Raw genomic sequence first — 25,108 nt, 5'->3', positions numbered from 1 at the left:
GCCCGGACGCGCGGGGCCCGGGCGCGCGGGGACCCCGGCCCGGACGCGCGGGAGCCCGGGGCGGACGCACCGTCCGTCCGCCCCGGGCTCCCCGGCGGGCCGTGACGCTACTCGACCTCGGCGACCGCCTCGGCGAACTGCGCCTTGTAGAGCCGGGCATAGGCCCCGTCGGCGGCGATCAGCTCGTCGTGGCCGCCCTGCTCGACGATGGAGCCGTTCTCCATGACGAGGATGACGTCGGCGTCCCGGATGGTGGAGAGCCGGTGGGCGATGACGAAGCTGGTGCGCCCGGTGCGCAGCCGGGCCATGGCCCGCTGGATGAGCACCTCGGTGCGGGTGTCGACGGAGCTGGTGGCCTCGTCGAGGACGAGGATCGAGGGCTGGGCGAGGAAGGCGCGGGCGATGGTGATGAGCTGCTTCTCGCCGGCGCTGACGCCGGTGCCCTCGTCGTCGATGACGGTGTCGTAGCCGTCGGGCAGGGTGCGCACGAAGCGGTCGACGTGGGCGGCCCGGGCGGCCTCGACGACCTGCTCGCGGGTGGCTCCGTCGGCGCCGTAGGCGATGTTGTCGGCGATGGTGCCGCCGAACAGCCAGGTGTCCTGGAGGACCATGCCGATGCCGGAGCGCAGGTCCTCGCGGGACATGGCGGCGATGTCGACGCCGTCGAGGGTGATCCGCCCGGAGCTGACCTCGTAGAACCGCATCAGCAGGTTGACCATGGTGGTCTTGCCGGCGCCGGTGGGGCCGACGATGGCGACGGTCTGGCCGGGTTCGACCTTGAGCGAGAGGTCCTCGATGAGTGGCTTGTCGGGGTCGTAGCGGAAGGCGACGTCCTGGAAGACGACCCGGCCGCGCACGGTGTCGGGGCGTTCGGGCATGGCCGGTTCGGGGGTCTGCTCGGGGGCGTCGAGGAGTTCGAAGACGCGCTCGGCGGAGGCGACGCCGGACTGCACCAGGTTGGCCATGCTGGCGACCTGGGTGAGCGGCTGGCTGAACTGGCGGGAGTACTGGATGAACGCCTGGACGTCGCCGATGGACAGCGCGCCGCCGGCCACCCGCAGGCCGCCGACGACGGCGATCAGCACGTACTGGAGGTTGCCGATGAGCATCATCGCGGGCTGGATGATGCCGGAGATGAACTGGGCCTTGAAGCTGGAGGCGTAGAGGGCCTCGTTGTGCTCGCGGAAGGTCTCCGCGGACTCCTTCTGCCGGCCGAAGACCTTGACCAGGGTGTGGCCGGTGTACATCTCCTCGATGTGTGCGTTGAGCTGTCCGGTGGACTTCCACTGCTGGACGAACTGGGGCTGGGCGCGCTTGCCGACGCGGGTGGCGACGACGACGGACAGCGGGACGGCGATCAGGGCGATGAGGGCGAGCAGCCAGGAGATCCAGAACATCATGGCCAGCACGCCGACCACGGTGAGCAGCGAGTTGACCACCTGGCCCATGGTCTGCTGCATGGTCTGGCTGATGTTGTCGATGTCGTTGGTGACCCGGCTGAGGACTTCGCCGCGGGGCTGCTTGTCGAAGTAGCTGAGCGGCAGCCGGGCGAGCTTGGCCTCGGTGTCCTGGCGCAGCCGGTAGCCGGCGCGCTGGATGGCGTGGGCGGCGAGGCGGCCCTGGACGACGCCGAAGACGGCGGCGGCGACGTAGATGGCGAGGACCCAGAGCAGGATGGTGCCGATGGCGCCGAAGTCCATGCCCTGGCCGGGGGTGAAGTCGACGGCGGAGAGCAGGTTGGCGAGGTCGCCGTCGCCGCGGGCGCGCAGGCCGTCGATGATCTGCTGCTTGGAGGCGTCGGCGGGGAAGCGGCCGCTGACGACGCCGGCGAAGATCAGGTCGGTGGCGTGGCCGAGGATCCTGGGGCCGATGACGGCGGCGCCGATGCTGAGGACGCCGAGGGCGAGGACGCCGGCGATGAGGGCGCGTTCGGGGCGCAGCAGTTTGAGTAGCCGCTTGCCGGAGCCCTTGAAGTCCATGGACTTCTCGGCGCCCTGGCCGCCCATGAAGCGTCCGGGGCCGGCGGGGCCGCGGCGGGCGGCGGCGGCCTGGGAGTCGCCGGCCGGCCCCGGCGGGCGCCCGCCGGGTGCGGGGGCCTTGTCGAGCCCGGGTGCCTTGTCGAGCCCGGGAGCCCCGCCGGGGCCGGGTGCCTTGCCGGGGCCGGGCGCGGATCCGGCCGCGGGCCTGTCGGGGCTGGTCACGCCGCCTCCTGCTCGGTGAGCTGGGAGAGCACGATCTCCCGGTACGTGGGGTTGCCGGCCATCAGCTCGCCGTGGGTGCCGCTGCCGACGACGGAGCCCTCGTCCAGGACGATGATCCGGTCGGCGTCGCGGATGGTGGAGACCCGCTGGGCGACGATCACCACGGTGGCCTCGGAGGTCTCGTGGGCGAGGGCCTTGCGCAGCCTGGCGTCGGTGGCGTAGTCGAGCGCGGAGAAGGAGTCGTCGAACAGGTAGACGTCGGGGCGGCGCACCAGGGTGCGGGCGATGGCCAGGCGCTGGCGCTGGCCGCCGGAGACGTTGCCGCCGCCCTGGGAGATGGGCGCGTCCAGGCCTTCGGGGAGCTGTTCGACGAATTCCCTGGCCTGGGCGATCTCCAGGGCGTGCCAGAGTTCCTCGTCGGTGGCGTCGGGCCGGCCGTAGCGCAGGTTGCTGGCGACGGTGCCGGAGAACAGGTAGGGCTTCTGGGGGACGAGTCCGACGCTGTCGGCGAGCGTCCCGGGGGCGAGTTCGCGGACGTCGACGCCGCCGAGCAGGACCTGGCCGGAGGTGGCGTCGAAGAGCCGCGGGACGAGGCCGAGCAGGGTGGACTTCCCGCTGCCGGTGGAGCCGATGACGGCGGTGGTCTCGCCGGGGCGGGCGGTGATGCCGATGCCGCGCAGCACGGAGGCCTCGGCGCCGGGGTAGCGGAAGTCGACGTCGCGCAGTTCGAGGTGGCCGCGGCGCAGCATCCCGGTGACGGGGTCGGAGGGCGGCACGACGCTGGAGGAGGTGTCGAGGACTTCCTGGATGCGTTCGGCGCAGACCTCGGCGCGCGGCACCATCATGAACATGAAGGTGGCCATCATGACGCTCATGAGGATCTGCAGCAGGTAGGAGAGGAACGCGGTGAGGGCGCCGATCTCCATGTCGCCGCTGTTGATCCGGTGGGCGCCGAACCACAGGACGGCGACGCTGGAGACGTTGACGACGAGCATGACGCCGGGGAACAGGTAGGCCATCAGCCGGCCGACCTGGAGCGAGACGTCGGTGAGGTCCTCGTTGGCGCCGGCGAACCGGTTCTGCTCGTGGTCGTCCTTGACGAAGGCGCGGATGACCCGGATGCCGGTGATCTGCTCGCGCAGCACCCGGTTCACGGTGTCGATCCGCTCCTGCATGCTGCGGAAGCGCGGGCGCAGCCGGCGGACCAGGGCGGCGACCACGACGCCGAGGGCGGGGACGACGGCGAGCAGCAGTCCGGAGAGCGGCACGTCCTGGTTGAGGGCCATGATGATGCCGCCGACGCACATGATCGGTGCGGCGACCATCAGGGTGAACGACATCAGGACCAGCATCTGGACCTGCTGGACGTCGTTGGTGGTGCGGGTGATCAGGGAGGGGGCGCCGAACTGGCCGATCTCGCGGGCGGAGAAGCCCTGGACGCGGTCGAAGACGGCGGCCCGGACGTCGCGGCCGACGGCCATGGCGGTGCGGGCGCCGTAGTAGACGGCGCAGATCGAGCAGAGGGTCTGGAGGAGGGTGACGCCGATCATCACGGCGCCCACGCGCAGGATGTAGCCGGTGTCCCCCTTGACCACTCCGCCGTCGATGATGTCGGCGTTGAGTGTGGGCAGGTAGAGCAGCCCGAGGGTGGAGACCAGCTGGAGCAGCACCAGCAGGGTGATCGGTCGGGTGTAGGGGCGTAGGTACGCCCTGAGCAGTCTGATCAGCACTGGCTCACTCTTGTCGTCGGCGGCGGCTTTGGCATCCCAATTCTCGTTGGTCGGGGGTCCGGCACAGGAGATTCCGGGCAAGCGAGCCGGATCTTTGTCCAGTCCTTTGCCGAACGTGCCGGGGTGCGCGGAGGTGCCGTGCACCGCCGGTCCGGGAGGGTGTCAGGTCGGTCCGCCCTCTTACGGAATGACCGGTTTCCCCCTAGGCTGCTGGCAGCCCTCTTGTTACTCGCCGGTACCGGTTCCGGCCGGCAGGGGGCCGGCGGCCGCCCCCACGGACGTCACATCCTTCAGACAGACGGCCACCCGCTCCCGGAGGTCCTCGTTGAGTTCCGCGCAGTCCCTGATCGACTCCGGCCGTACCGACATCGTCGCCGGGCGCCCCGCCTCCGTCGCCCACCTGTTCCAGGAACGGGTGGCGCTGACGCCCGGCGGCGAGGCCTACCGCCACCCCGTCCCGGTGGACGAGCACGCGGCGGACAGCACCCCCGGCGCCGAGCAGTGGCGTTCGCTGACCTGGGCGCAGACCGCCGCCCGGGTGTACGCGGTGGCGGCCGGCCTGCTGTCCCTGGGCATCGAGGCCGAGGACCGGGTGGCGCTGGCCTCCTCCACCCGGCTGGAGTGGATCCTCGCCGACCTCGGCAACATGTGCGCGGGCGCGGCCACCACGGCCGTCTACCCGAGCACCAACGCCGACGAGACCGCGTTCATCCTCTCCGACTCCGGCTCGCGGGCTCTGTTCGCCGAGAACGCCGCCCAGCTGGACAAGGTGGTCGCCGAGCTGGACCGGCTGCCCGGGCTGGAGACGGTGATCCTGTTCGACGCGCCGGACGGGGCCCCGCGGGCGGGCCGGTTGCGGGTGATCACCCTCGCCGAGCTGGAGCGGCTCGGTGCCGAGCACCTGGCCGCCCACCCGGACGCCGTCGAGAAGGCGGTCGCCGCCCTCGGCAAGGAGCAGCTCGCCACCCTCATCTACACCTCCGGCACCACCGGCCGCCCCAAGGGCGTGCGCCTGGTGCACGACTGCTGGGCCTACGAGGGGCGGGCGCAGGAGGCGAGCGGGCTGCTGGCCGCCGACGACGTGCAGTTCATGTGGCTGCCGCTGTCGCACGTGTTCGGCAAGACGCTGATCTCGGGGCAGATCGCGACCGGCCACGTGATGGCGGTGGACGGCCGGGTGGAGCGGATCATCCACAACCTGCCGGTGATCCGTCCGACCATCATGGCCTCGGCGCCGCGGATCTTCGAGAAGGTCTACAACGGCATCGCCGGCAAGGCCCGGGCGGAGGGCGGCGCCAAGTACCGGATCTTCCAGTGGGCGGCGCGCACCGCCCGCGACCACGCCCGCGCGGTCCAGGACTCCCGGGTGGCGACCGGCGTGGGCAGCGCCCCGGCGGCGCTGCGGATGAAGCACGCCCTCGCCGACAGGCTGGTGTACGCGAAGATCCGGGCCGCCTTCGGCGGGCGGCTGCGCGGGGCGGTGTCCGGCAGCGCGGCGCTGGCCCCGGAGATCGGCTACTTCTTCGTCGGCGCCGGGGTGCCGATCCTGGAGGGCTACGGCCTGTCCGAGACCAGCGCCGGTTCCTGCGTCAACCGGGCCGAGGACATCCGGGTGGGCACGGTGGGCCGTCCGCTGCCGGGCACCGAGGTGCGGATCGCCGAGGACGGCGAGATCCTGCTGCGCGGCCCCGGCGTCATGCGCGGCTACCACAACCTGCCGGAGAAGACCGCCGAGGTGCTGGAGGCGGACGGCTGGTTCCACACCGAGGACATCGGCGAGCTCTCCCCGGACGGCTTCCTGCGGATCACCGACCGCAAGAAGGACCTCTTCAAGACCTCCGGCGGCAAGTACGTCGCGCCGAGCGAGGTGGAGGGCCGGTTCAAGGCGGTCTGCCCGTTCGTCAGCAACATCCTGGTGATCGGCAACGGCCGCAACTACTGCACCGCGCTGATCGGCCTGGACGAGGCGGTGATCATGCCGTGGGCCGCCGAGCACGGCCTGGCCGGCAAGTCCTACGCCGAGGTGGTCGCCGACCCGGCCACCCACGCGCTGATCGACGGCTTCGTGCAGCGGCTCAACGGCCGGCTCCAGCGCTGGCAGACGATCAAGAAGTTCCACCTGCTGCCGCGCGACCTGGACATCGAGCACGGCGAGCTCACCCCGAGCCTGAAGATCAAGCGCCCGGTGGTGGAGCGGACCTACGCGGAGGCGGTCACCGCGATGTACGCGGGCGCCAACGAGGCCTGATCCGCCCGCCGTCCCGTACGGCCGGGGGGATCACCCCGGCCGTACGGGACAATGGGGTCATGCCCTCCGCACTTCCCGACGGCGAACCGGTGCCGTCCGACGGTTCCCTGCCCGCGCACGCCCTCGACGGGCTGGGCTCGCGGCCGTTCGGCTTCTACCTGCACGTGCCCTACTGCGCCAGCCGCTGCGGCTACTGCGACTTCAACACCTACACCGCCACCGAGCTGCGCTCCTCGGGCACCGTCGCCTCCCAGGAGACGTACGCGGACAACGTGGTCGCCGAGGTCCGGCTCGCCCGGCGGGTCCTCGGCGCGGACGCCCCGCCGGTGCGCACCGTCTTCCTCGGCGGCGGCACCCCGACCCTGCTGCCGGCCCGCGACCTGGTGCGGATGCTCGCCGCGATCCGCGAGGAGTTCGGGCTCGCCGACGGCGCCGAGGTCACCACCGAGGCCAACCCGGAGTCGGTGGACCCGGCGTACCTGGCGGAGCTGCGCGAGGGCGGCTACAACCGGATCTCCTTCGGCATGCAGTCGGCCCGCCCGCACGTGCTGCGGCTGCTGGACCGCCACCACACCCCCGGCCGCCCCGAGGCGTGCGTCGCCGAGGCCCGCGCGGCCGGCTTCGAGCACGTCAACCTCGACCTCATCTACGGCACCCCCGGGGAGTCCGACGACGACTGGCGGGCCTCGCTGGACGCCGCGATCGGCGCCGGCCCCGACCACGTCTCCGCCTACTCGCTGATCGTCGAGGAGGGCACCCGGCTGGCCGCCCGGGTCAACCGCGGCGAGCTGCCGATGATCGACGACGACGTGCACGCCGACCGCTACCTGATCGCCGAGCAGGCGCTGGCCGCGGCCGGCTACTCCTGGTACGAGGTCTCCAACTGGTCCACCACCGACGAGGGCCGCTGCCGGCACAACGAGCTGTACTGGACCGGCGGCGACTGGTGGGGCGCCGGCCCCGGCGCGCACAGCCACGTCGGCGGCGTGCGCTGGTGGAACGCCAAGCACCCGGCCGCCTACGCCCGGGCCCTCGCCGAGGGGCGCACCCCCGCCCAGGGCCGCGAGCGCCTCACCGCCGAGGACCGCCGCGTCGAGCGGATCCTGCTGGAACTGCGCCTCGCCGAGGGCATCCCCCTGGACTTGCTCACCACCGCCGGCCGCGCCGCCGCCGCCCGCGCCCTCGTCGACGGCCTCCTCGCCCCCGCCCCCTACGACCGGGGCCGCGCCGCCCTCACCCTCCAGGGCCGCCTGCTGGCCGACGCGGTGGTGCGTGACCTGGTGGACTGAGCGTCGTTACCGTGGTGTCAGCCGTCGGAGGGAGCGCGCACATGACCGCCATCGATGACCGGATGACGGGGATCTTCGAGAACCTGGAGGTCCCCGAAGGCTTCAAGGCCGAGCTCATCAGGGGGGAAATCGTGATGACGGCGAGGCCGGACCTGGCCCACAGCCTCATCGTCGAGGCGATCGTCGACCAGGTCCCGCGCAGTCGCTGGCACCGGCTCCAGACGCAGGACGTCGCATTCCCCGCCGACGCCAGCGAGCCGCAGCCGGATCTGGTGGTGATCGAGCGGGGAGCCGTCGAGGGGCCCGGGCGGCTGGTGCCGGCGCCGGCCGTGACGCTGGTGGTCGAGGTCGTGTCGAAGACCAGCGTGCTGCGCGACTACCGGACCAAACGGGAGCTGTACGCCGAGGGCGCGGTTCCCGTCTACCTGATCGTCGATCCGATCAAGGGCCTCTGCGTGCTGCTGACCGAGCCGACCCCGGCGGGGGCCTCGGGGGCGCCGGACTACGCGGCCGAGCGGACCACCAAGTTCGGCGAGCCGGTGCCGTTGGACCTGCTGGGCGTCGTTCTCGACACCTCGGAGTTCCGGACCTACTCCTGACCCGGGAGGGTGACGAAGTCGATCAGCTCCTCGACACGGCCCAGCAGCTCGGGCTCCAGGTCCTTGTAGGAGTTCACCGTCGACAGGATGCGCTTCCACGCGGCGGGGGTGTCCTCGGGCCAGCGCAGGCGGCGGCAGGTGCCGAGCTTGAAGTCCTCGCCGCGGGGGACGTCGGGCCAGGCGGGGATGCCGACGGAGGAGGGCTTCACGGCCTGCCAGACGTCGATGTAGGGGTGGCCGACGACCAGCACGTGCGGGCCGGTGACCCGGGCGGCGATGCGGTGCTCCTTGGTGCCGGGGAGCAGGTGGTCGACCAGGACGCCGAGGCGCCGGCCCGGGCCGGGGGCGAAGTCGGCGACGATCGCGGGCAGGTCGTCGACGCCCTCCAGGTACTCGACGACCACGCCCTCGATCCGCAGGTCGTCGCCCCAGACCCGCTCCACCAGCTCGGCGTCGTGCCGGCCCTCGACGTAGATCCGCGACTCGCGGGCCACCCGGGCCCGGGCGCCGGGGACGGCGAGCGAACCGGAGGCGGTGCGGCCGGGCGTGCGGGCGGGGGCCGGGCCCGTGGGCCGGACCAGGGTGACCGGGCGGCCCTCCAGCAGGAAGCCGCGCGGCACCAGCGGGAAGACCCGGTGCTTGCCGAACCGGTCCTCCAGGGTGACGGTGAAGCCCTCGGCGGTCTTCTCGCAGCGCACCACCGCCCCACAGAAGCCGCTCGCCGCCTCCTCGACCACCAGGTCCCGCTCCGCGGGCACCTCCGGGGCGGGCGCCTGCTTCTTCCACGGCGGGGTCAGATCGGGTCCGTACTGGCGGCTGCGCATTCCACGGAGTCTACGAGGCGTCAGCCGAGGTAGTAGGACGTGTTGATCGCCAGGACCTCGGCGAGTCGCTCGCGCAGGGCGGCGGCATGGCGCAGCGCCAGCGGCTCGGCGCCCGGGGCCGGGCGCACCCCGCGGTCGGTGAGCAGGTACACCACCCGCAGCGTGCGCAGGGTGTTGGAGACGGTCGCGGGGACGACGCCGGGCTCGCGCCGGCCGGTCGCGGCGATCGGATCGAGCCAGGCCAGCGCCTGGCGCTCGGTCAGTTCCGGGCGGGTGAGGACCTGGCCGACCGCGCGGCCGAGGCGGTCGTCCTCCATCGCGTCCAGGACGTGGTCGGTGGGGGCGAGCAGCCGGGCCGAGGCCAGCTCCAGCAGTGGCGCCGGGTCGGCCACCAGCGGGCTGCGGCCGAGCGCGCCCAGCAGGTCGGCGCCGTGCGCGACGGCGTGCAGCCAGCCGAGTTCGGCGTCCCAGCCGCGCAGGTCGGTCTCGGTCACGTACCAGTGGGCGAAGGCGTCCAGCCAGGCGGGGCGGTGGGCGCCGGCGTCGACGAGTTCGGCGAGGACCAGCGGGGCGAAGGTGCGGGCCTGGATCTCGGGGTCGGACAGCCGCTCGGCCATCTCGTCGCCGAGGGCGAGGCGCCGCTCCGGGGTGAGCAGCGGCACCCAGCGGCACAGCTGCTCGTAGGCGTGGGTGTCGCGGGTCCCGGAGTCGCGGGAGCGCAGGGCGGCGCTCACGGCGGCGAGCAGGTCGGGGGTGGGTTCGGCGGTCTCGATCTCGGTCCAGTTGATCACGGCCGGACCCTAGGCGGCCCGGGCCGCCGCGGCCAGCGGTTTTCGCCGCCCCGGGGCGTCCTCGCCGCCCGGCGTGGCGTCCTCACAGCCCCGGCGCGCCCCAGACCGGGAACCAGCGGGTGAGGTCCTTCTCCAGCCGCAGGTCGTTGCCGAGCATCGCGTTGACCTCCAGCTCCAGCGGGCTGTCGCGCTTCTCCCCGCGGCCGGGCAGCGGCGCGAACGGGTAGAAGGTGCCGCGCTTGTACAGGTAGACCAGGGCCAGCGGCCGGCGGCCGGTGGCGTCGCGGAAGCCGACCAGCGAGCAGAGCAGCTGCGGCCCGAAGCCGTTCGCCTCCAGTTCGCTGTTGACCGCGTGCAGGTCGTTGACGAGCTCGGGCAGCTCCTCGGGGGCGTGCCGGGCGAGCAGCCAGGAGTAGCCGTAGTCGTCCCTGGACGCCTCGACGGGGACGCCGCCGCGCCCGGTGTCGGCGTCCAGCAGCGCCCGGACCTGGCGTTCGACCTCGTCGAAGGCCCCGCCCTCGACGGAGGCGAAGCAGACCGAGCCGAGCCCGGTGGGCCGCAGGCCCGCGCCGGCCTCCAGGGTCAGCGCGGCGGACGGCACCCCGAACAGCTGGTCGAGGTCGGGCTTGACGGGCTTGGTGCGGCCGAACAACGCGTCCAGGATTCCCACGGCGGTCCTTCCGGTAGCGGCGGGCGGGCGGGGGCGGGGCGGGGGCGGGGCAGGCGCGGGGGCGTCAGCGGCCGAGCCGCTCGGAGATCCTCGCGAGCTGGGCCAGCCGCTGCTCCAGGGTCGGGTGGGTGGAGAACAGCTGGGCGGCGGCCTCCCGGGCGCTCAGCGCGGGGGCGAAGTAGAAGGCGTTGTAGGGCTGCGCCTGGCGCAGGTCCTTGGTCGGGATGGCGGCGATCTGGCCGGTCACCTTGGTGAGCGCGGAGGCCAGTGCGCTGGGCCGGCCGGTGAGCTGGGCGGCGGCCCGGTCGGCGGCCAGCTCGCGGTAGCGGGAGAGCAGCCGGGTCAGCAGGAAGCTGATCGCGTAGACGGCGATCGACACCAGCGGGATGACCAGCGCGACGATCGCGGCGTTGGAGTCGTTGCTGTTGCGCCCGCCGCCCATGAAGCCGCCGTACACGGCGATCCTGGTCATCGCGCCGGCCAGCACCCCGAGGAAGCCGGCCACCGTCATCACGGCGACGTCCCGGTGGGCGACGTGCGACAGCTCGTGGGCGAGCACGCCCTCCAGTTCCTCCGGCTCCAGGCGGCGCAGCAGCCCGGTGGTGACGCAGACCACCGCCTTCTGCGGGTTGCGGCCGGTGGCGAAGGCGTTCGGCATGTCGTTGCGGGCGACGGCGACCCGGGGTTTGGGCATGTCGGCGAGCGCGCAGAGCCGGTCGACGGCGCCGTGCAGCTGCGGGTACTGCTCCGGGGTGACCGGGTGGGCGCCCATGGCCCGTTCGGTGATCTTGTCGCTGAACCAGAACTGGGCGACGAACAGGCCGCCCGAGATCAGGACGATGATCGGCCAGGCACCGCGCAGCAGGGCGATCAGCAGCCCGGTGAATCCGACGTACAGGAGCCCGATCAGGAACATCGTCCCCACCATCCGGCCGGTCAGGCCGCGGTCGGGGGCGAAACGGGTGTGCTGGCCCGAGGTCGACATCGCTGTTCCTCCGTTCGCCGTCCGCTTTCGATGCTGCCACCCGGGCGGGCCCGCGGCATCATCCGCGTGCCGCCGGACTGCGGGCAGGATCACCCCGGCCGGACCGTTCCTGCCGTCGGACCCGGGCCTTACACTGGCAGGTACGGTTCTGGCACTCGGATGGTCGGAGTGCCAAAGCCGGGGCCCTGCGGGGCCGGCCCGGACAGCTCGAATGCGGACACATGCCACAAGGGCGTGTCACAACGGACAACGCGTGAAGACGGAGGTGCGTGCCCCATGGCCGGTGAGGTCCGTCAGCTCGACGACCGCAAGCTCGCGGTGCTTCGCGCGATCGTCCAGGACTACGTGGGGACGGAGGAGCCGGTGGGCTCCAAGGCCCTGGTGGACCGCCACAACCTCGGGGTCTCCCCGGCCACCGTCCGCAACGACATGGCCGCGCTGGAGGAGGAGGGCTACATCCACCAGCCGCACACCAGCGCCGGGCGCATCCCCACCGACAAGGGCTACCGGCTGTTCGTCGACAAGCTGGCCGAGGTCAAGCCGATGAGCGCGCCCGAGCGGCGGGCGATCCGGCACTTCCTGGACGGCGCGGTGGACCTCGACGACGTGGTCGCCCGCACCGTGCGGCTGCTGGCCCAGCTGACCCGCCAGGTCGCGGTCGTGCAGTACCCCTCGCTGAGCCGCTCCACGGTGCGGCACATCGAGCTGGTCGCGCTGGCCCCGGCGAAGGTGATGCTGGTGCTGATCACCAACACCGGCCGGGTCGAGCAGCGGCTGGTGGACTGCCCCGGCACGGTCGGCGAGACCCTGCTGGCGGACCTGCGGGCCCGGGTCAACGCGCGGGCCGCCGGCCAGCGCCTGCCCGACGTCCCCGGGCTGCTGGAGGAACTGCCCGCACTGTTCGAGGCGGCCGACCGGCCGACCGTGACGACGGTGCTGGCGACGCTCTTCGAGACGCTCGCCGAGCAGAGCGAGGAGCGGATCATGCTGGCCGGCACGGCCAACCTGACCCGTTTCGGCCACGACTTCCCGCTGACCATCCAGCCGGTGCTGGAGGCACTGGAGGAGCAGGTCGTCCTGCTCCGCCTCCTGGGTGAGACCGCGGACGCCGGGATGACGGTCCGGATCGGCCGCGAGAACGCCTACGAGGGGCTGAATTCCACGTCGGTCGTCTCGGTCGGTTACGGTTCGGGCGACGAGAGCGTGGCCAAACTGGGTGTGATCGGTCCGACCCGGATGGACTATCCGGGCACAATGGGGGCGGTGCGAGCGGTGGCACGGTACGTCGGCCAGATCCTGGCCGAGTCGTAGGTACGGACCGTTAGAATTCTGACGGTCCGAAGTCGCAAGCACTCTTACAGGCGGAACAAGCGGAGCATTTGGTGGCCACGGACTACTACGCGGTACTCGGCGTCCGACGGGATGCGGGGCAGGACGAGATCAAGAAGGCGTTCCGGCGCCTGGCACGCGAACTGCACCCGGACGTCAACCCGGACCCGAAGACGCAGGAGCGGTTCAAGGAGATCAACGCCGCCTACGAGGTGCTCTCCGACCCGCAGAAGCGCCAGGTCTACGACCTCGGCGGCGACCCCCTCTCGCCCAACGGCGGGGGCGGCGGGGCGGGCGGCTTCGGCGCGGGCGCGGCCGGCTTCGGCTTCTCCGACATCATGGACGCCTTCTTCGGCGCCGCCTCCGGCCAGCGCGGCCCGCGCTCGCGGACCCGGCGCGGCCAGGACGCCATGATCCGCCTGGAGATCACCCTGGAGGAGGCCGCGTTCGGCACCACCAAGGAACTCCAGGTCGACACCGCCGTCACCTGCACCACCTGCAGCGGCGAGGGCGCCGCGCCCGGCACCTCCGCGCAGACCTGTGACATGTGCCGCGGCAAGGGCGAGGTCTCCCAGGTCACCCGGTCCTTCCTGGGCCAGGTCATGACCTCCCGCCCCTGCCCGCAGTGCCAGGGCTTCGGCACCGTCGTGCCGACCCCGTGCCCGGAGTGCGCCGGCGACGGCCGGGTCCGCGCCCGCCGCACCCTGACCGTGAAGATCCCCGCCGGTGTCGACAACGGCACCCGCATCCAGCTGGCCGGCGAGGGCGAGGTCGGCCCCGGCGGCGGCCCGGCCGGCGACCTGTACGTCGAGATCGCCGAGACCACCCACGCGGTGTTCCAGCGGCGCGGCGACGACCTGCACTGCACCGTCACCATCCCGATGACGGCGGCCGCGCTCGGCACCCAGGTGCCGCTGCAGACCCTGGACGGGGTGGAGGAGGTCGACATCCGGCCCGGCACCCAGTCCGGCCAGTCCATCCCGCTGCACGGCCGGGGCATCACCCACCTGCGCGGCGGCGGCCGGGGCGACCTGATAGTGCATGTCGAGGTGCAGACGCCCACCAAGCTCGACGCCGAGCAGGAGGACCTGCTGCGCCGCCTGGCGGTGCTGCGCGGCGAGGAACGGCCCTCCGGCCAGTTCGCGCCCGGGCAGCAGGGGCTGTTCTCCCGGCTGAAGGACGCCTTCAACGGCCGGTAGCCGTCCCGCGCGGGGGTGCCGAGGCTTCCTCGGCACCCCTTTCGCGTTCCCGTTCCCCTTCCCACCCCGGAGGTTCCCCGCATGACCGCGCCCGTGTTCGTCGCCGAGACCGAGCGGATCGCCGCCGTCGCGCCCGGCGCGCCGGTGCTGCTGGACGGGCCGGAGGGCCGGCACGCCGCCGCCGTGAAGCGGCTGCAGCCGGGCGAGGCGGTCATCCTGACGGACGGCCTCGGCCTGGGCGTGGACGGCACCGTCGCGGCGGTGCTCGGCAAGGACGCGATCGAGGTGACGGTGGCGGCGGTGCGCCGCGAGCCGGAGCCGGCGCCGCGGATCGTCGTCGTCCAGGCGCTGCCCAAGGGCGACCGGGGCGAGCTGGCCGTGGAGACCATGACCGAGGTCGGCGTGGACGTGGTGATCCCCTGGGCGGCGTCGCGCTGCATCACCCAGTGGAAGGGCGAGCGCGGCGGCAAGGCGCTCGCCAAGTGGCGGGCCACCGCGCGGGAGGCCGGCAAGCAGTCCCGCCGGCTGCGCTTCCCCGTGATCCGCGACGTGATGACCACCCGGCAACTGGTCCCGGTGCTGGCCGGCGCCGCGTTCGCGGCCGTGCTGCACGAGGAGGGCGCCGAGCCGCTGGCCGGCGCGGCCCTCCCGGACACCGGGGACCTGGTGCTGGTGGTCGGCCCGGAGGGCGGGGTCTCCCCGGAGGAGCTGGCCGCCTTCGCCGAGGACGGCGCGAAGCCGTACCGGCTCGGCCCGTCGGTGCTGCGCACCTCCACCGCCGGGGTGGCGGCCGGCGCGCTGCTGCTGGGCCGCACCGGCCGCTGGTCGTAGCAGGACCTCCCCCGCAGGGGGCCGTGGTCGGCAAAGTCCGGGCGCGGGGGAGCGGCCCCGTGCCAGGGTGACGGGTGTGAGCGAACCCGAGAGCACCTCCGTGGGCGCCTATCTGCGCCACCCGCACCTGCACGGCGGCCTGATCACCTTCGTGGCCGAGAACGACGTGTGGCTCGCCCCGCTGGACGGCGGCCGGGCCTGGCGGCTGACGGCCGATCACGTCCCGGTCCGCCGCCCCCGCTTCTCCCCGGACGGCCGGTACGTCGCGTTCACCTCGGCCCGGGACGGCGCCCCCGAGGTGCACCTCGCGCCGGTGGACGGCGGCCCGTCGCGCCGCCTCACCCACTGGGGCGACGCGCAGACCCAGCTGCGCGGCTGGACGGCGGACGGCCGGCCGATCGCCACCACCGCCGCCGGGCAGGCCTCGCTGCGCCGCACCTGGGCGCACGCCGTGCCGCCGGACGGCGGCGAGCCGGTGCGGCTGCCCTACGGCCCGGTCGGCGGGCTGGCCTTCGAGCCGGGCGGCGGGCGGGTGCTGCTGGTCTCCGCGTTCGGCATGGAACCGGCCTGGTGGAAGCGGTACCGGGGCGGGCGGGCCGGGAAGCTGTGGATCGGCGCCGAGCGCTTCGAGCGCGTCCACGAGGACCTGGCCGGCAACATCGAGTCGCCGCTGTGGGTGGGCGGGCGCATCGCGTTCCTCTCCGACCACGAGGGCGTCGGCGCGCTGTACTCCAGCCTCCCGGACGGCTCCGGCCTGCGCCGCCACGGCATCTCCCCGGAGGGCTTCTACGCCCGCGACGCCGCCACCGACGGCGCCCGGGTGGTCTGGCACAGTGCCGGCGGGCTGTGGCTGCTGGACGACCTGGCCGGCGCCGGGCCGCGCCGGCTCGACGTGCGGCTGGGCGGCCCCCGCACCGGCCGCCGCCCCCGCCCGGTGTCCGCCGCGTACTGGCTGGAGGGCGCCGCCCCGGACCGCACCGGCCGGGCCGGCGCGGTGGTGGTGCGCGGCACCGTGCACTGGCTGGCCCACCGGGAGGGCCCGGCCCGGGTGCTGGACGAGACACCGGGCGTGCGGGCCCGCCTGGCCCGGGTGGTGCCGGGCGCGGCGGGCGAGGACGCCGCGCAGGGCGTGGTCTGGGTGACCGACGCCGAGGGCGAGGACGCGGTCGAGTACGCGCCCGCCGTGCTCGGCACCGAGCGCCGCCGGCTGGCCGCCGGGCTGCTGGGACGGGTCCGCGCCCTGGTGGTGTCGCCGGACGGCAAGCAGCTGGCGGTCGGCGCGCACGACGGCCGGGTGCTGCTGGTCTCGCTGGCCGACGGATCCGTGCACGAGCTGGCGCACAGCACGGACGGCGAGGTCAGCGGGCTGGCGTTCAGCCCCGACTCGGCGTGGCTGGCCTGGTCGCAGCCGGCCCTCGGGCCGTGGTCGCTGCGCCAGATCGTGCTGGCGAACCTGGCCACCCGGACGGTCTCCGAGGCGACCCCGCAGCGGTTCATCGACACCTCGCCGGCGTTCACCGCGGACGGCCGGCACCTGGCGTTCCTCTCGATGCGCAACTTCGACCCGGTGTACGACTCGCACGTCTTCGACCTGTCGTTCCCCAACGGCTGCCGCCCGTACCTGATCACCCTCGCCGCCGACACGCCGTCCCCGTTCGGGCCGAGCCGGGCCGGGCGCCCGGTCGGCGGCGAGGACGACGAGCCCCGGGGCAAGCGGGACGGCGGCGAGGAGGGCGGGGCCGACGCGCCGCCGGTGACCAGGGTCGACCTGGCGGGCATCGCCGACCGGATCGTGCCGTTCCCGGTGGAGGGCGGCCGCTTCGGCACCCTGCGGGCCGCCAAGGACGGCGTGCTGTGGACGCGCGTCCCGCTGGTCGGCGAGCTGGGCGACGACGCGGCCTCGCTCGACGACGAGCGCCCGCGTCCGGCCCTGGAGCGCTTCGACTTCCGCAAGCGCCGGGCCGAGCAGCTGGTGGACGGCCTGGACGCGTTCGCGGTGAGCGGCGACGGCACCCGGCTGGCCGTGCTGGACGAGGACGAGCTGCGGATCCTGCCGGCCGGCCACAAGGCGTCCGGCGAGGACGACGAGATCGACGTCGACCTGGCCCGGCTGCGGGTGACCGTCGACCCGGCGGCCGAGTGGCGGCAGATGTTCGACGAGAACGGCCGCCTGATGCGGGACAACTTCTGGCACCCGGACCTCTCCGGGGTGGACTGGGCCGGGGTGCTGGCCCGCTACCGCCCGCTGGTGGAGCGGCTCGGCTCGCACGACGACCTGGTGGACCTGCTCTGGGAGGTGCACGGCGAGCTGGGCACCTCCCACGCGTACGTGGTGCCGCCCGGCCGGCACACCGAGGCGGCCCGCCGGCAGGGCCTGCTCGGCGCCGACCTGGTCCGCGACGGCGAGGTGTGGCGGATCGCCCGCGTCCTGCCCGGCGAGTCCTCGGACCCGAGGGCGCACTCGCCGCTGGCCGCGCCGGGGGTGGCCGTCCGCCCGGGGGACGCGGTCCTCGCGGTCAACGGCCGCCCGGTGGACCCGCTGACCGGCCCGGCGCCGCTGCTGGCGGGCACCGCCGGGCAGCCGGTCGAACTGACCGTGGCCGGCAAGGACGGCACCGACCGGCGCCACCCGGTGGTCGTCCCGCTCGCCGACGACGAGGCGCTGCGCTACCACGACTGGGTGGCCGGGCGGCGGGCCGCCGTGCGCGAGCTGTCCGGGGGCCGGCTCGGCTACCTGCACATCCCCGACATGCAGACCACCGGCTGGGCGCAGATCCACCGCGACCTGCGCTCGGAGATGGCCCGGGAGGGCGTGATCGTCGACATCCGGGGCAACCGGGGCGGGCACACCTCGCAGCTGGTGATCGAGAAGCTGTCCCGGCGGATCATCGGCTGGGGCGTCGCCCGGGACGTCGCCAGCCCCTCGCCGTACCCCGAGGACGCGCCGCGCGGGCCGGTCGTCGCCCTGGCCGACGAGTACTCCGGCTCGGACGGCGACATCGTCAACGCGGCCATCCAGGCGCTCGGCATCGGCCCGGTGGTCGGCACCCGCACCTGGGGCGGGGTGATCGGCATCGACAGCCGCTACTCGCTGGTGGACGGCACCCTGGTGACCCAGCCGAAGTACGCCTTCTGGTCGGAGCGGGTCGGCTGGGGCCTGGAGAACCACGGCGTGGACCCGGACGTCGAGGTGCCGTTCCCGCCGCACGCGTGGGCGGCGGGGGAGGACCCGCAGCTCGCCGAGGGCGTCCGGCTGGCCCTGGAGGCGCTCGCCGAGCGGCCGGCCAGGACCCCGCCGCCGCTGCCCGGGCAGCGGTAGGGCGGCGCCGGGGCGGGAGGGCGGCCCGGTCCCCCCGCCCCGGCCGGGGCCGCCTCGGCTAGCATGCCGCCGTACGCACCGACCCGACCCCGCGAGGAGACCCCGATGGCCGGCGAGCCGCAGCCCGACTGCCTGTTCTGCAAGATCGTGGCGGGCGAGATCCCGGCCACCGTGGTGCGCAAGACCGAGCGGGTGCTCGCCTTCCGGGACATCGCGCCGAAGGCCCCGCTGCACGTCCTGGTGATCCCGCACGCCCACTACCCGAACGCCGCCGCGCTGGCCGCCGACGAGCCGGAGATCGCCGGCGAGCTGCTCGCCGAGGCCGGCCGGGTCGCCGCCGACGAGGGCGTCCAGGACTACCGGCTGATCTTCAACACCGGCGCCGGTGCCGGGCAGACGGTCTTCCACGCCCACGTCCACGTGCTCGGCGGCCGGACGATGACCGAGGACATGGTCTGACCCGGTGTCCCAGCGCGAACTCGTCGTCCTCGGCACCGCCAGCCAGGTGCCGACCCGGCACCGCAACCACAACGGCTACCTGCTGCGCTGGGACGGCGAGGGCCTGCTGTTCGACCCCGGCGAGGGCACCCAGCGCCAGATGCTGCGCGCCGGGGTCTCGGCCACCCAGCTCACCCGGATCGCCGTCACGCACTTCCACGGCGACCACAGCCTGGGCCTGGCCGGGGTGATCCAGCGGATCAACCTCGACCGCGTCCCGCACCCGGTGGACGTCTACTTCCCGGCCTCCGGCGAGGTGTACTTCGAGCGGCTGCGCCACGCCACCGCCTTCCACGAGACGGCCGTGCTGCGGCCCCGCCCGATCGAGGAGCCCGGCCCGCTGGAGGCGCCCGGCGCCCGCTTCGCGCTCGACGCCGTCCGGCTCTCCCACCCGGTCGAGTCCTTCGGCTACCGGCTGCGCGAGCCGGACGGCCGCCGGCTGGTGCCCGAACGGCTGGCCGCCCTGGGCATCGGCGGCCCGGACGTCGGCCGGCTCCAGCGCCAGGGCGCGATCGGGGCGGCCGGCCGGCGGGTCACCCTGGACGAGGTCAGCGAGCCCCGGCCCGGACAGCGGTTCGCCTTCGTCATGGACACCCGGCTCTGCGAGGGCGTGCACGAGCTCGCCGAGGGAGCCGACCTGCTGGTCGTCGAGGCCACCTTCACCGACGCCGACGCCCGGCTCGCCGAGGAGCACGGCCACCTCACCGCCGGCCAGGCCGGCAAGGTCGCCGCCGAGGCGGGCGCCCGCACCCTGGTGCTGACCCACTTCTCCCAGCGCTACCCGGACCTCGGCCGGCACCTGGCCGACGCCCGCAAGCACTTCGACGGCCCGATCGTGCTTGCCGAGGACCTCGCCCGGGTACCAGTACCGCCCCGGCACGGGTGACCGCGGCGCCCCGGCGCGGGCCCGGCGCCCGGACGGCGCGGAAAACAGTTCGCGCCACCCGGGCGGTCTGCCGCAGCATCGTCGGGTGCGGCCCCGCCGCCCGCCGCGTCGATCACGTGCGCGGCGTACCCTGGTGCCCCGGAGAGACCCAGCGGCACCACGACACACGGATGGGATGAGGCAGGCCCCAGCGCCGACCTATGAGTGACACATCGCAGACCCGTACCAACGGACAGCCGCGCCCCGAGCCGGCCGACGACGGCCGCGTCAGCGCCCGGATCGTCATCCCCGAGAAGCATCCGATGGTCACCCTGCTGGGCGCCGCCGATTCGCTGCTGCGGGTGATCGAGCAGGGCTTCCCCGCCGCCGACATCCACGTCCGCGGCAACGAGGTGACCGCGACCGGCGCGCGCGCCGAGGTGGCCCTCGTCAAGCAGCTGTTCAGCGAGATGATGCTGGTGCTGCGCACCGGCCAACCCCTGACGGAGGACGCCGTGGAGCGCTCCATCGCCATGCTCCGCGGTGCCGCGGACGACCCCGACAGCCCGGCCCCGTCGCAGGTGTTCACCGCGAACATCCTGTCCAACCGGGGCCGGACCATCCGTCCCAAGACCCTCAACCAGCAGCGCTACGTCGACGCGATCGACAAGCACACGATCGTCTTCGGCCTCGGCCCGGCCGGCACCGGAAAGACCTACCTCGCGATGGCCAAGGCCGTCCAGGCCCTGCAGGCCAAGGAGGTCAACCGGATCATCCTGACCCGCCCGGCCGTCGAGGCGGGGGAGCGGCTGGGCTTCCTGCCCGGCACCCTCTACGAGAAGATCGACCCGTACCTGCGCCCGCTGTACGACGCGCTGCACGACATGATGGACCCGGACTCCATCCCGCGCCTGATGGCCGCCGGGACCATCGAGGTCGCGCCGCTCGCCTACATGCGCGGCCGCACCCTCAACGACGCCTTCATCATCCTCGACGAGGCCCAGAACACCTCGCCCGAGCAGATGAAGATGTTCCTCACCCGCCTCGGGTTCAACTCCCGGGTGGTCGTCACCGGCGACACCAGCCAGATCGACCTCCCGGGCGGCACCCGCAGCGGCCTCAAGGTCGTCCAGGAGATCCTGGTCGACGTGCCCGACATCCACTTCTCCGTCCTCACCAGCACCGACGTGGTCCGCCACAAGCTGGTCGGCCGGATCGTGGACGCGTACGAGCGCTGGGACGCCCGCCAGGAGGCCCAGGAGACCGACGAGCGCAGGCTCCCGGTCAAGCCCGCCCAGCGGCGCGGCTCGCGCGCACCCCGACAGTCCCACCGCACCGAAAGCTGAGTAACCAGCCCCTCATGTCGATCGACATCGCCAACGAGTCCGGTTGGGACGTCGACGAGGAGTCCGTCCTCGCCGTCGCCCGCTACGCACTGGACAAGATGCGGATCCACCCGCAGTCCGAACTGTCCGTGATCCTGGTGGACGGGGCGGCGATGGAGGAGCTGCACATCCAGTGGATGGACCTCCCGGGCCCGACGGACGTGATGTCCTTCCCGATGGACGAGCTGCGCCCCGGCAAGGAGGGCGAGGAGCTGCCGCAGGGCCTGCTCGGCGACATCGTGCTCTGCCCCGAGGTCGCCGAGCAGCAGGGCAAGGCCGCCCCGTCGAAGCACTCGATGGACGAGGAGCTGCAGCTGCTCACCGTGCACGGCGTGCTGCACGTGCTCGGCTACGACCACGAGGAGCCGGACGAGGAGGCCGAGATGTTCGGCCTCCAGAAGGCGATCCTCGACGGCTGGCGGGCCGAGCGGGGCCTCGGCGGCATCTCGCCGGCCCCCACCACCCACTGAGCGCGGAGCCCGAACCCCTGTGAGTGGTGAGAGTACGAGTTTCATCCTCGGTGCCGTCCTGCTCGTCGTGCTCGGCTGGCTGGCCGCGTGCGCCGAGGCGGGCATCTCCCGGGTCTCCCGGTTCCGGGCGGAGGAGGCCGTGCGCTCCGGGCGCAAGGGCTCGGCCCGGCTGCTGGCGCTGGCCGCCGACCCGATCCGCTACCTCAACCTGGCCACCCTGATCCGGGTGGCCAGCGAGATGGCGGCGGCGGTCCTGGTCACCGTGGTGTGCGTGCGCACCATCGACACGACCTGGCAGGCCGTGCTGCTGGCGTTCGGCGTGATGGTGCTGGTGTCCTTCGTGGCGGTGGGCGTCTCGCCCCGCACGATCGGCCGCCAGCACCCGCTGACCACCGCCACCGCGGCCTCCTTCGTGCTGCTGCCGCTGGCCCGGATCCTCGGCCCGATCCCGCGGCTGCTGATCCTGCTCGGCAACGCGCTGACCCCGGGCAAGGGCTACAAGGAGGGCCCGTTCGCCTCCGAGGCGGAGCTGCGGGCCCTGGTCGACCTCGCGGAGAAGAACGACGTCATCGAGGACGAGGAGCGCCGCATGGTGCACTCGGTCTTCGAGCTGGGCGACACCATCGTGCGCGAGGTGATGGTGCCGCGCACCGACCTGGTGATGATCGAGCGGCACAAGACCGTGCGGCAGGCGCTGACCCTGGCGCTGCGCTCGGGCTTCTCGCGGATCCCGGTGGTCGGCGACAACGAGGACGACGTGGTCGGCATCGTCTACCTCAAGGACCTGGTGCGCCGCACCCACATCAACCGGGACTCGGAGGCCGACGAGGTGGGCGCCGTGCTGCGCCCGGCGGTGTTCGTCCCGGACTCCAAGCCGGCCGCCGACCTGCTGCGCGAGATGCAGCAGATGCGCTCACACGTGGCGATCGTGATCGACGAGTACGGCGGCACGGCCGGACTGGTCACCATCGAGGACATCCTGGAGGAGATCGTCGGCGAGATCACCGACGAGTACGACCGGGAGATCCCCCCGGTGGAGGACCTCGGGGACGGCTCCTACCGGATCACCGCGCGGCTGCTGGTGGAGGACCTCGGCGAGCTGTTCGGGATCGAGCTGGAGGACGAGGACGTCGAGACGGTCGGCGGCCTGCTGGCCAAGCACCTGGGCCGGGTCCCGATCCCGGGGTCGTCCTGCGAGATCCCGGTGCCGGAGGAGGTGCCGGGCGGGCTGACCGCGATCCGGCTGACCGCCGAGAGCTCGGCCGGGCGCCGCAACCGGATCGGTTCCGTGGTCGCCGCCCCGGTGCGGGCCGAGGTGCGGGCGGCCCGGGAGGGCGGCGAGTAGCGGTCGGGTGCCCGCGGGGCGACCATGGGAGGCATGACGCACCAACTTCGCGCGGAGTACGGCCCGCAGGGGACGGCGGGCGGGGTGAAGGTCTGGCACGTCGTGCGGGACAGGGACCCGGCGCTCGCACTGTGCGGCCGGACCATTCCCGCCGAGGCCGAGACCAGGCCGGAGCAGGAGTGGGGGACCGGCCTGCGGGGTTGCCAGCAGTGCGGCTCGCTGTACATGCACGAGGTGCCGCACATGCAGGGCAGCCACCCCTACAGCTAGCCAGGTGTTTCGGCCACCTCGGAGGTCGCCATGAAGCTGCAAGACGAACTGCCCGTCGACCACAAACTGGTGCTGGTCTGGCGGATCGGGGCGGGGCTCGGCGGGATCTTCCTGATCGTGTTCGGCTGCCTGGGGCTGGCCGACCACCCGGGCTTCCTGTCCACCCAGGGCAACGAGATCGCCGGGATGTCCACCAACGGGGCGCTGAGCATCCTGTCCATCGTGGTGGGCGGGATCCTGGTGATCGGGGCGGTCATCGGCGGGAACTTCGCCGCCAACCTGAACATGGCGGCCGGCGCGCTGTTCATCCTCTCCGGGTTCTACGGGCTGACGGTGCTCGAACGGCCGGACGCCAACATCCTGAACTTCGGCATCCACAACGTGATCTTCGCCTTCGCCTTCGGCGTGGTGATCACCGCGTTCGGGATGTACGGGCGGGTCAGCAGCCACCTGCCGCACGACAACCCGTACTGGCGCAAGCGCACCGGGGAGGAGGGGGCGCTGCCGACCGGTCCCAAGACCTTCGTGAAGGTGATGCGGCCCGGACCGCCCAACCCGATCGGGCACTGAGGAGCGCCGCCCGGGCGCCCCGCCGGGGCCTATGCTCCTGGGCATGAGTGACATCGTCGAGCTGGACCCCGAAGACAAGAAGATCATCACCCTGGCCCGCTCCGCCCGCGCCCGCAACGGCGTGGCGGAGGGGGCCGCGGTGCGTGACGAGACCGGCCGCACCTACGTGGCCGGGACGGTCGCGCTGGAGTCGCTGCGGCTGAGCGCGGTGCAGACGGCGGTGGCGATGGCGGTGGCCAGCGGCGCGAAGTCGCTGGAGGCGGCGGCCGTGGTGACCGAGGCGGAGCAGCCCTCGGAGGCCGACCTGGCGGCGGTGCGGGACCTCGGCGGGGCCGGCACCCCGCTGCTGCTGGCCGGCCCGGACGGGGCGCTGCGCGTCGCGGTCGGGGCCCGCTGAGCGCACGCGGTCCGTACGGTGCCCGGGGTTCACGCCCCGGGCACCGGCGCGTTCCGGGCCCCTCGGGCGTGGCGGATAATCTCACCGGGGACGGGCGGGGAGACGGCGCGGTGGGACGGCGCGGTGAGGGGGCTGGGCGATGGGGCCGTTCGCGTTCTTCGCGGGGCTGCTGCTGGGCGTGATGGGCATGGGCAAGTGGCAGGAGACCGGGTCGCCGTTCTGGCTCTGGGGCTCGGTCTCCTTCCTGCTGCTCGTCCTCGGCTGGGGCCTGGGCGCGGTGTTCGGGGGGAAGAAGTGAGGGACCGGACGGGCGGTGTCCGTCCCGGCGGGGGTGATCAGGGAGAATGGAGCCCATGAATGCCCCTTCCTCCTCGTACCGCTCCGGCTTCGCGTGCTTCGTCGGCCGGCCCAACGCGGGCAAGTCGACCCTGACCAACGCTCTGGTGGGGACGAAGGTCGCGATCACCTCCGACCGCCCGCAGACCACCCGGCACACCGTCCGCGGCATCGTGCACCGCCCGGACGCCCAGCTGGTGCTGGTGGACACCCCCGGCCTGCACAAGCCGCGCACCCTGCTCGGCGAGCGCCTCAACGACCTGGTGCGCAGCACCTGGGCCGAGGTCGACGTGATCGGCTTCTGCCTGCCCGCCGACCAGAAGCTCGGCCCCGGCGACAAGTTCATCGCCAAGGAACTCGCCGGGATCAAGAAGACCCCCAAGGTGGCCATCGTCACCAAGACCGACCTGGTCGACTCCAAGCGGCTCGCCGAGCAGCTGATCGCCGTCCACCAGCTCGGTGCCGAGCTGGGCATCGAGTGGGCCGAGATCATCCCGGTCTCCGCCGTGGGCGACAAGCAGGTCGAGCTGGTCGGCGAGCTGATCAGCAAGCTGCTGCCGGAGGGCATGCCGCTCTACCCGGACGGCGACCTCACCGACGAGCCCGAGCAGATCATGGTGGCCGAGCTGATCCGCGAGGCCGCCCTGGAGGGCGTGCGCGACGAGCTGCCGCACTCGCTGGCCGTCGTGGTCGAGGAGATGCTGCCGCGCGAGGGCCGCCCGGCGGACCGGCCGCTGCTCGACATCCACGCCAACGTCTACATCGAGCGGCAGAGCCAGAAGGCCATCGTGATCGGGGCCAAGGGCGCCCGGCTCAAGCACGTCGGCACCACCGCCCGCAAGCACATCGAGGCGCTGCTCGGCACCCCGGTCTTCCTGGACCTGCACGTCAAGGTCGCCAAGGACTGGCAGCGGGACCCGAAGCAACTGCGCAAGCTCGGGTTCTGACCACCGAGGG

At 73.3% G+C, this 25,108-nt stretch carries 23 protein-coding genes; 17 read left to right on the top strand and 6 right to left on the bottom strand.

Annotation, left to right across the window (positions count from 1 at the left end; all coding sequences use genetic code 11):
- Window positions 1–107: 107 nt before the first annotated feature.
- Complete coding sequence (locus ACFVVL_RS04635; protein ID WP_380289170.1) at window positions 108–2,006, bottom strand: ABC transporter ATP-binding protein; 1,899 nt, start codon at window positions 2,004–2,006, stop codon at window positions 108–110.
- A gap of 191 nt (window positions 2,007–2,197) precedes the next feature.
- Window positions 2,198–3,931 (bottom strand): ABC transporter ATP-binding protein, encoded by a 1,734-nt coding sequence (locus ACFVVL_RS04630; RefSeq protein ID WP_387671342.1) that lies wholly within the window; start codon window positions 3,929–3,931, stop codon window positions 2,198–2,200.
- A 325-nt stretch (window positions 3,932–4,256) separates the two neighbouring features.
- Between ACFVVL_RS04630 and ACFVVL_RS04625 the strand changes: the two genes are divergently transcribed.
- Genes ACFVVL_RS04625 through ACFVVL_RS04615 form a run of 3 tightly spaced genes read left to right on the top strand, consistent with a single transcriptional unit; the run spans window position 4,257 to window position 8,067 of the window.
- A complete protein-coding gene (locus tag ACFVVL_RS04625) occupies window positions 4,257–6,179 on the top strand; it encodes an AMP-dependent synthetase/ligase (RefSeq protein WP_387671340.1) in 1,923 nt (640 codons plus the stop codon).
- Window positions 6,180–6,238: 59 nt separating this feature from the next.
- Window positions 6,239–7,468 carry a radical SAM family heme chaperone HemW gene (hemW, locus tag ACFVVL_RS04620; protein WP_387671338.1) on the top strand — a complete coding sequence of 410 codons (1,230 nt, stop codon included), beginning with the start codon at window positions 6,239–6,241 and terminating at the stop codon, window positions 7,466–7,468.
- A 41-nt stretch (window positions 7,469–7,509) separates the two neighbouring features.
- Window positions 7,510–8,067: a Uma2 family endonuclease gene (locus tag ACFVVL_RS04615; protein ID WP_387671336.1), complete on the top strand. Its 558-nt coding sequence runs from the start codon at window positions 7,510–7,512 to the stop codon at window positions 8,065–8,067.
- Here the strand turns inward: ACFVVL_RS04615 and ACFVVL_RS04610 are convergent.
- From ACFVVL_RS04610 to htpX, 4 genes are all read right to left on the bottom strand, one after another.
- Window positions 8,058–8,891 (bottom strand): DUF3097 domain-containing protein, encoded by an 834-nt coding sequence (locus ACFVVL_RS04610; protein ID WP_387671334.1) that lies wholly within the window; start codon window positions 8,889–8,891, stop codon window positions 8,058–8,060. The genes ACFVVL_RS04615 and ACFVVL_RS04610 overlap by 10 nt on opposite strands.
- A gap of 20 nt (window positions 8,892–8,911) precedes the next feature.
- A complete protein-coding gene (locus tag ACFVVL_RS04605) occupies window positions 8,912–9,682 on the bottom strand; it encodes a DUF2785 domain-containing protein (RefSeq protein WP_380289115.1) in 771 nt (256 codons plus the stop codon).
- Window positions 9,683–9,764: 82 nt separating this feature from the next.
- Window positions 9,765–10,352, bottom strand: a complete 588-nt coding sequence (locus ACFVVL_RS04600) for a hypothetical protein (protein WP_387671332.1) — start codon at window positions 10,350–10,352, stop codon at window positions 9,765–9,767.
- Window positions 10,353–10,416: 64 nt separating this feature from the next.
- The gene (htpX, locus tag ACFVVL_RS04595) at window positions 10,417–11,337 is read right to left on the bottom strand and encodes a zinc metalloprotease HtpX (protein ID WP_387671331.1); all 921 of its coding nucleotides are present in this window, start codon (window positions 11,335–11,337) and stop codon (window positions 10,417–10,419) included.
- A gap of 276 nt (window positions 11,338–11,613) precedes the next feature.
- Here htpX and hrcA point away from each other — a divergent pair, with 276 nt between their 5' ends.
- The 14 genes from hrcA to era all read left to right on the top strand — a co-directional run bounded on the left by hrcA (window position 11,614) and on the right by era (window position 25,098).
- Window positions 11,614–12,648: a heat-inducible transcriptional repressor HrcA gene (gene hrcA, locus ACFVVL_RS04590; protein ID WP_380289109.1), complete on the top strand. Its 1,035-nt coding sequence runs from the start codon at window positions 11,614–11,616 to the stop codon at window positions 12,646–12,648.
- Window positions 12,649–12,719: 71 nt separating this feature from the next.
- On the top strand, window positions 12,720–13,865 hold the full coding sequence (gene dnaJ, locus ACFVVL_RS04585; protein ID WP_350546220.1) for a molecular chaperone DnaJ: 1,146 nt from the start codon (window positions 12,720–12,722) through the stop codon (window positions 13,863–13,865).
- Between the two features lie 81 nt (window positions 13,866–13,946).
- A complete protein-coding gene (locus ACFVVL_RS04580) occupies window positions 13,947–14,696 on the top strand; it encodes a 16S rRNA (uracil(1498)-N(3))-methyltransferase (protein WP_387671328.1) in 750 nt (249 codons plus the stop codon).
- A gap of 67 nt (window positions 14,697–14,763) precedes the next feature.
- Complete coding sequence (locus tag ACFVVL_RS04575) at window positions 14,764–18,015, top strand: S41 family peptidase (protein ID WP_387671326.1); 3,252 nt, start codon at window positions 14,764–14,766, stop codon at window positions 18,013–18,015.
- A gap of 105 nt (window positions 18,016–18,120) precedes the next feature.
- On the top strand, window positions 18,121–18,474 hold the full coding sequence (locus ACFVVL_RS04570; protein ID WP_380289103.1) for a histidine triad nucleotide-binding protein: 354 nt from the start codon (window positions 18,121–18,123) through the stop codon (window positions 18,472–18,474).
- A gap of 4 nt (window positions 18,475–18,478) precedes the next feature.
- Window positions 18,479–19,399 (top strand): ribonuclease Z, encoded by a 921-nt coding sequence (locus tag ACFVVL_RS04565; protein WP_380289101.1) that lies wholly within the window; start codon window positions 18,479–18,481, stop codon window positions 19,397–19,399.
- 200 nt (window positions 19,400–19,599) lie between these two features.
- Window positions 19,600–20,724 (top strand): PhoH family protein, encoded by a 1,125-nt coding sequence (locus ACFVVL_RS04560; protein WP_380289099.1) that lies wholly within the window; start codon window positions 19,600–19,602, stop codon window positions 20,722–20,724.
- A 14-nt stretch (window positions 20,725–20,738) separates the two neighbouring features.
- Window positions 20,739–21,233 (top strand): rRNA maturation RNase YbeY, encoded by a 495-nt coding sequence (gene ybeY, locus ACFVVL_RS04555; RefSeq protein ID WP_350546232.1) that lies wholly within the window; start codon window positions 20,739–20,741, stop codon window positions 21,231–21,233.
- Between the two features lie 19 nt (window positions 21,234–21,252).
- Window positions 21,253–22,578: a hemolysin family protein gene (locus tag ACFVVL_RS04550; protein WP_387671323.1), complete on the top strand. Its 1,326-nt coding sequence runs from the start codon at window positions 21,253–21,255 to the stop codon at window positions 22,576–22,578.
- A 33-nt stretch (window positions 22,579–22,611) separates the two neighbouring features.
- Complete coding sequence (locus ACFVVL_RS04545; protein WP_380289094.1) at window positions 22,612–22,848, top strand: hypothetical protein; 237 nt, start codon at window positions 22,612–22,614, stop codon at window positions 22,846–22,848.
- 30 nt (window positions 22,849–22,878) lie between these two features.
- Complete coding sequence (locus ACFVVL_RS04540) at window positions 22,879–23,418, top strand: DUF4383 domain-containing protein (protein WP_380289092.1); 540 nt, start codon at window positions 22,879–22,881, stop codon at window positions 23,416–23,418.
- A gap of 43 nt (window positions 23,419–23,461) precedes the next feature.
- Window positions 23,462–23,815, top strand: coding sequence for a cytidine deaminase (locus tag ACFVVL_RS04535; RefSeq protein WP_380289090.1), 354 nt, complete (start codon window positions 23,462–23,464; stop codon window positions 23,813–23,815).
- A gap of 139 nt (window positions 23,816–23,954) precedes the next feature.
- Window positions 23,955–24,113 (top strand): hypothetical protein, encoded by a 159-nt coding sequence (locus tag ACFVVL_RS04530; RefSeq protein ID WP_380289088.1) that lies wholly within the window; start codon window positions 23,955–23,957, stop codon window positions 24,111–24,113.
- Between the two features lie 55 nt (window positions 24,114–24,168).
- Window positions 24,169–25,098: a GTPase Era gene (gene era, locus ACFVVL_RS04525; RefSeq protein ID WP_387671320.1), complete on the top strand. Its 930-nt coding sequence runs from the start codon at window positions 24,169–24,171 to the stop codon at window positions 25,096–25,098.
- The last annotated feature ends 10 nt before the right edge of the window (window positions 25,099–25,108 follow it).

It is taken from the genome of Kitasatospora sp. NPDC058115 (assembly GCF_042884635.1).
Taxonomy (GTDB): Bacteria; Actinomycetota; Actinomycetes; order Streptomycetales; family Streptomycetaceae; genus Kitasatospora.
This window is presented reverse-complemented; position numbering and strand designations above follow the sequence as displayed.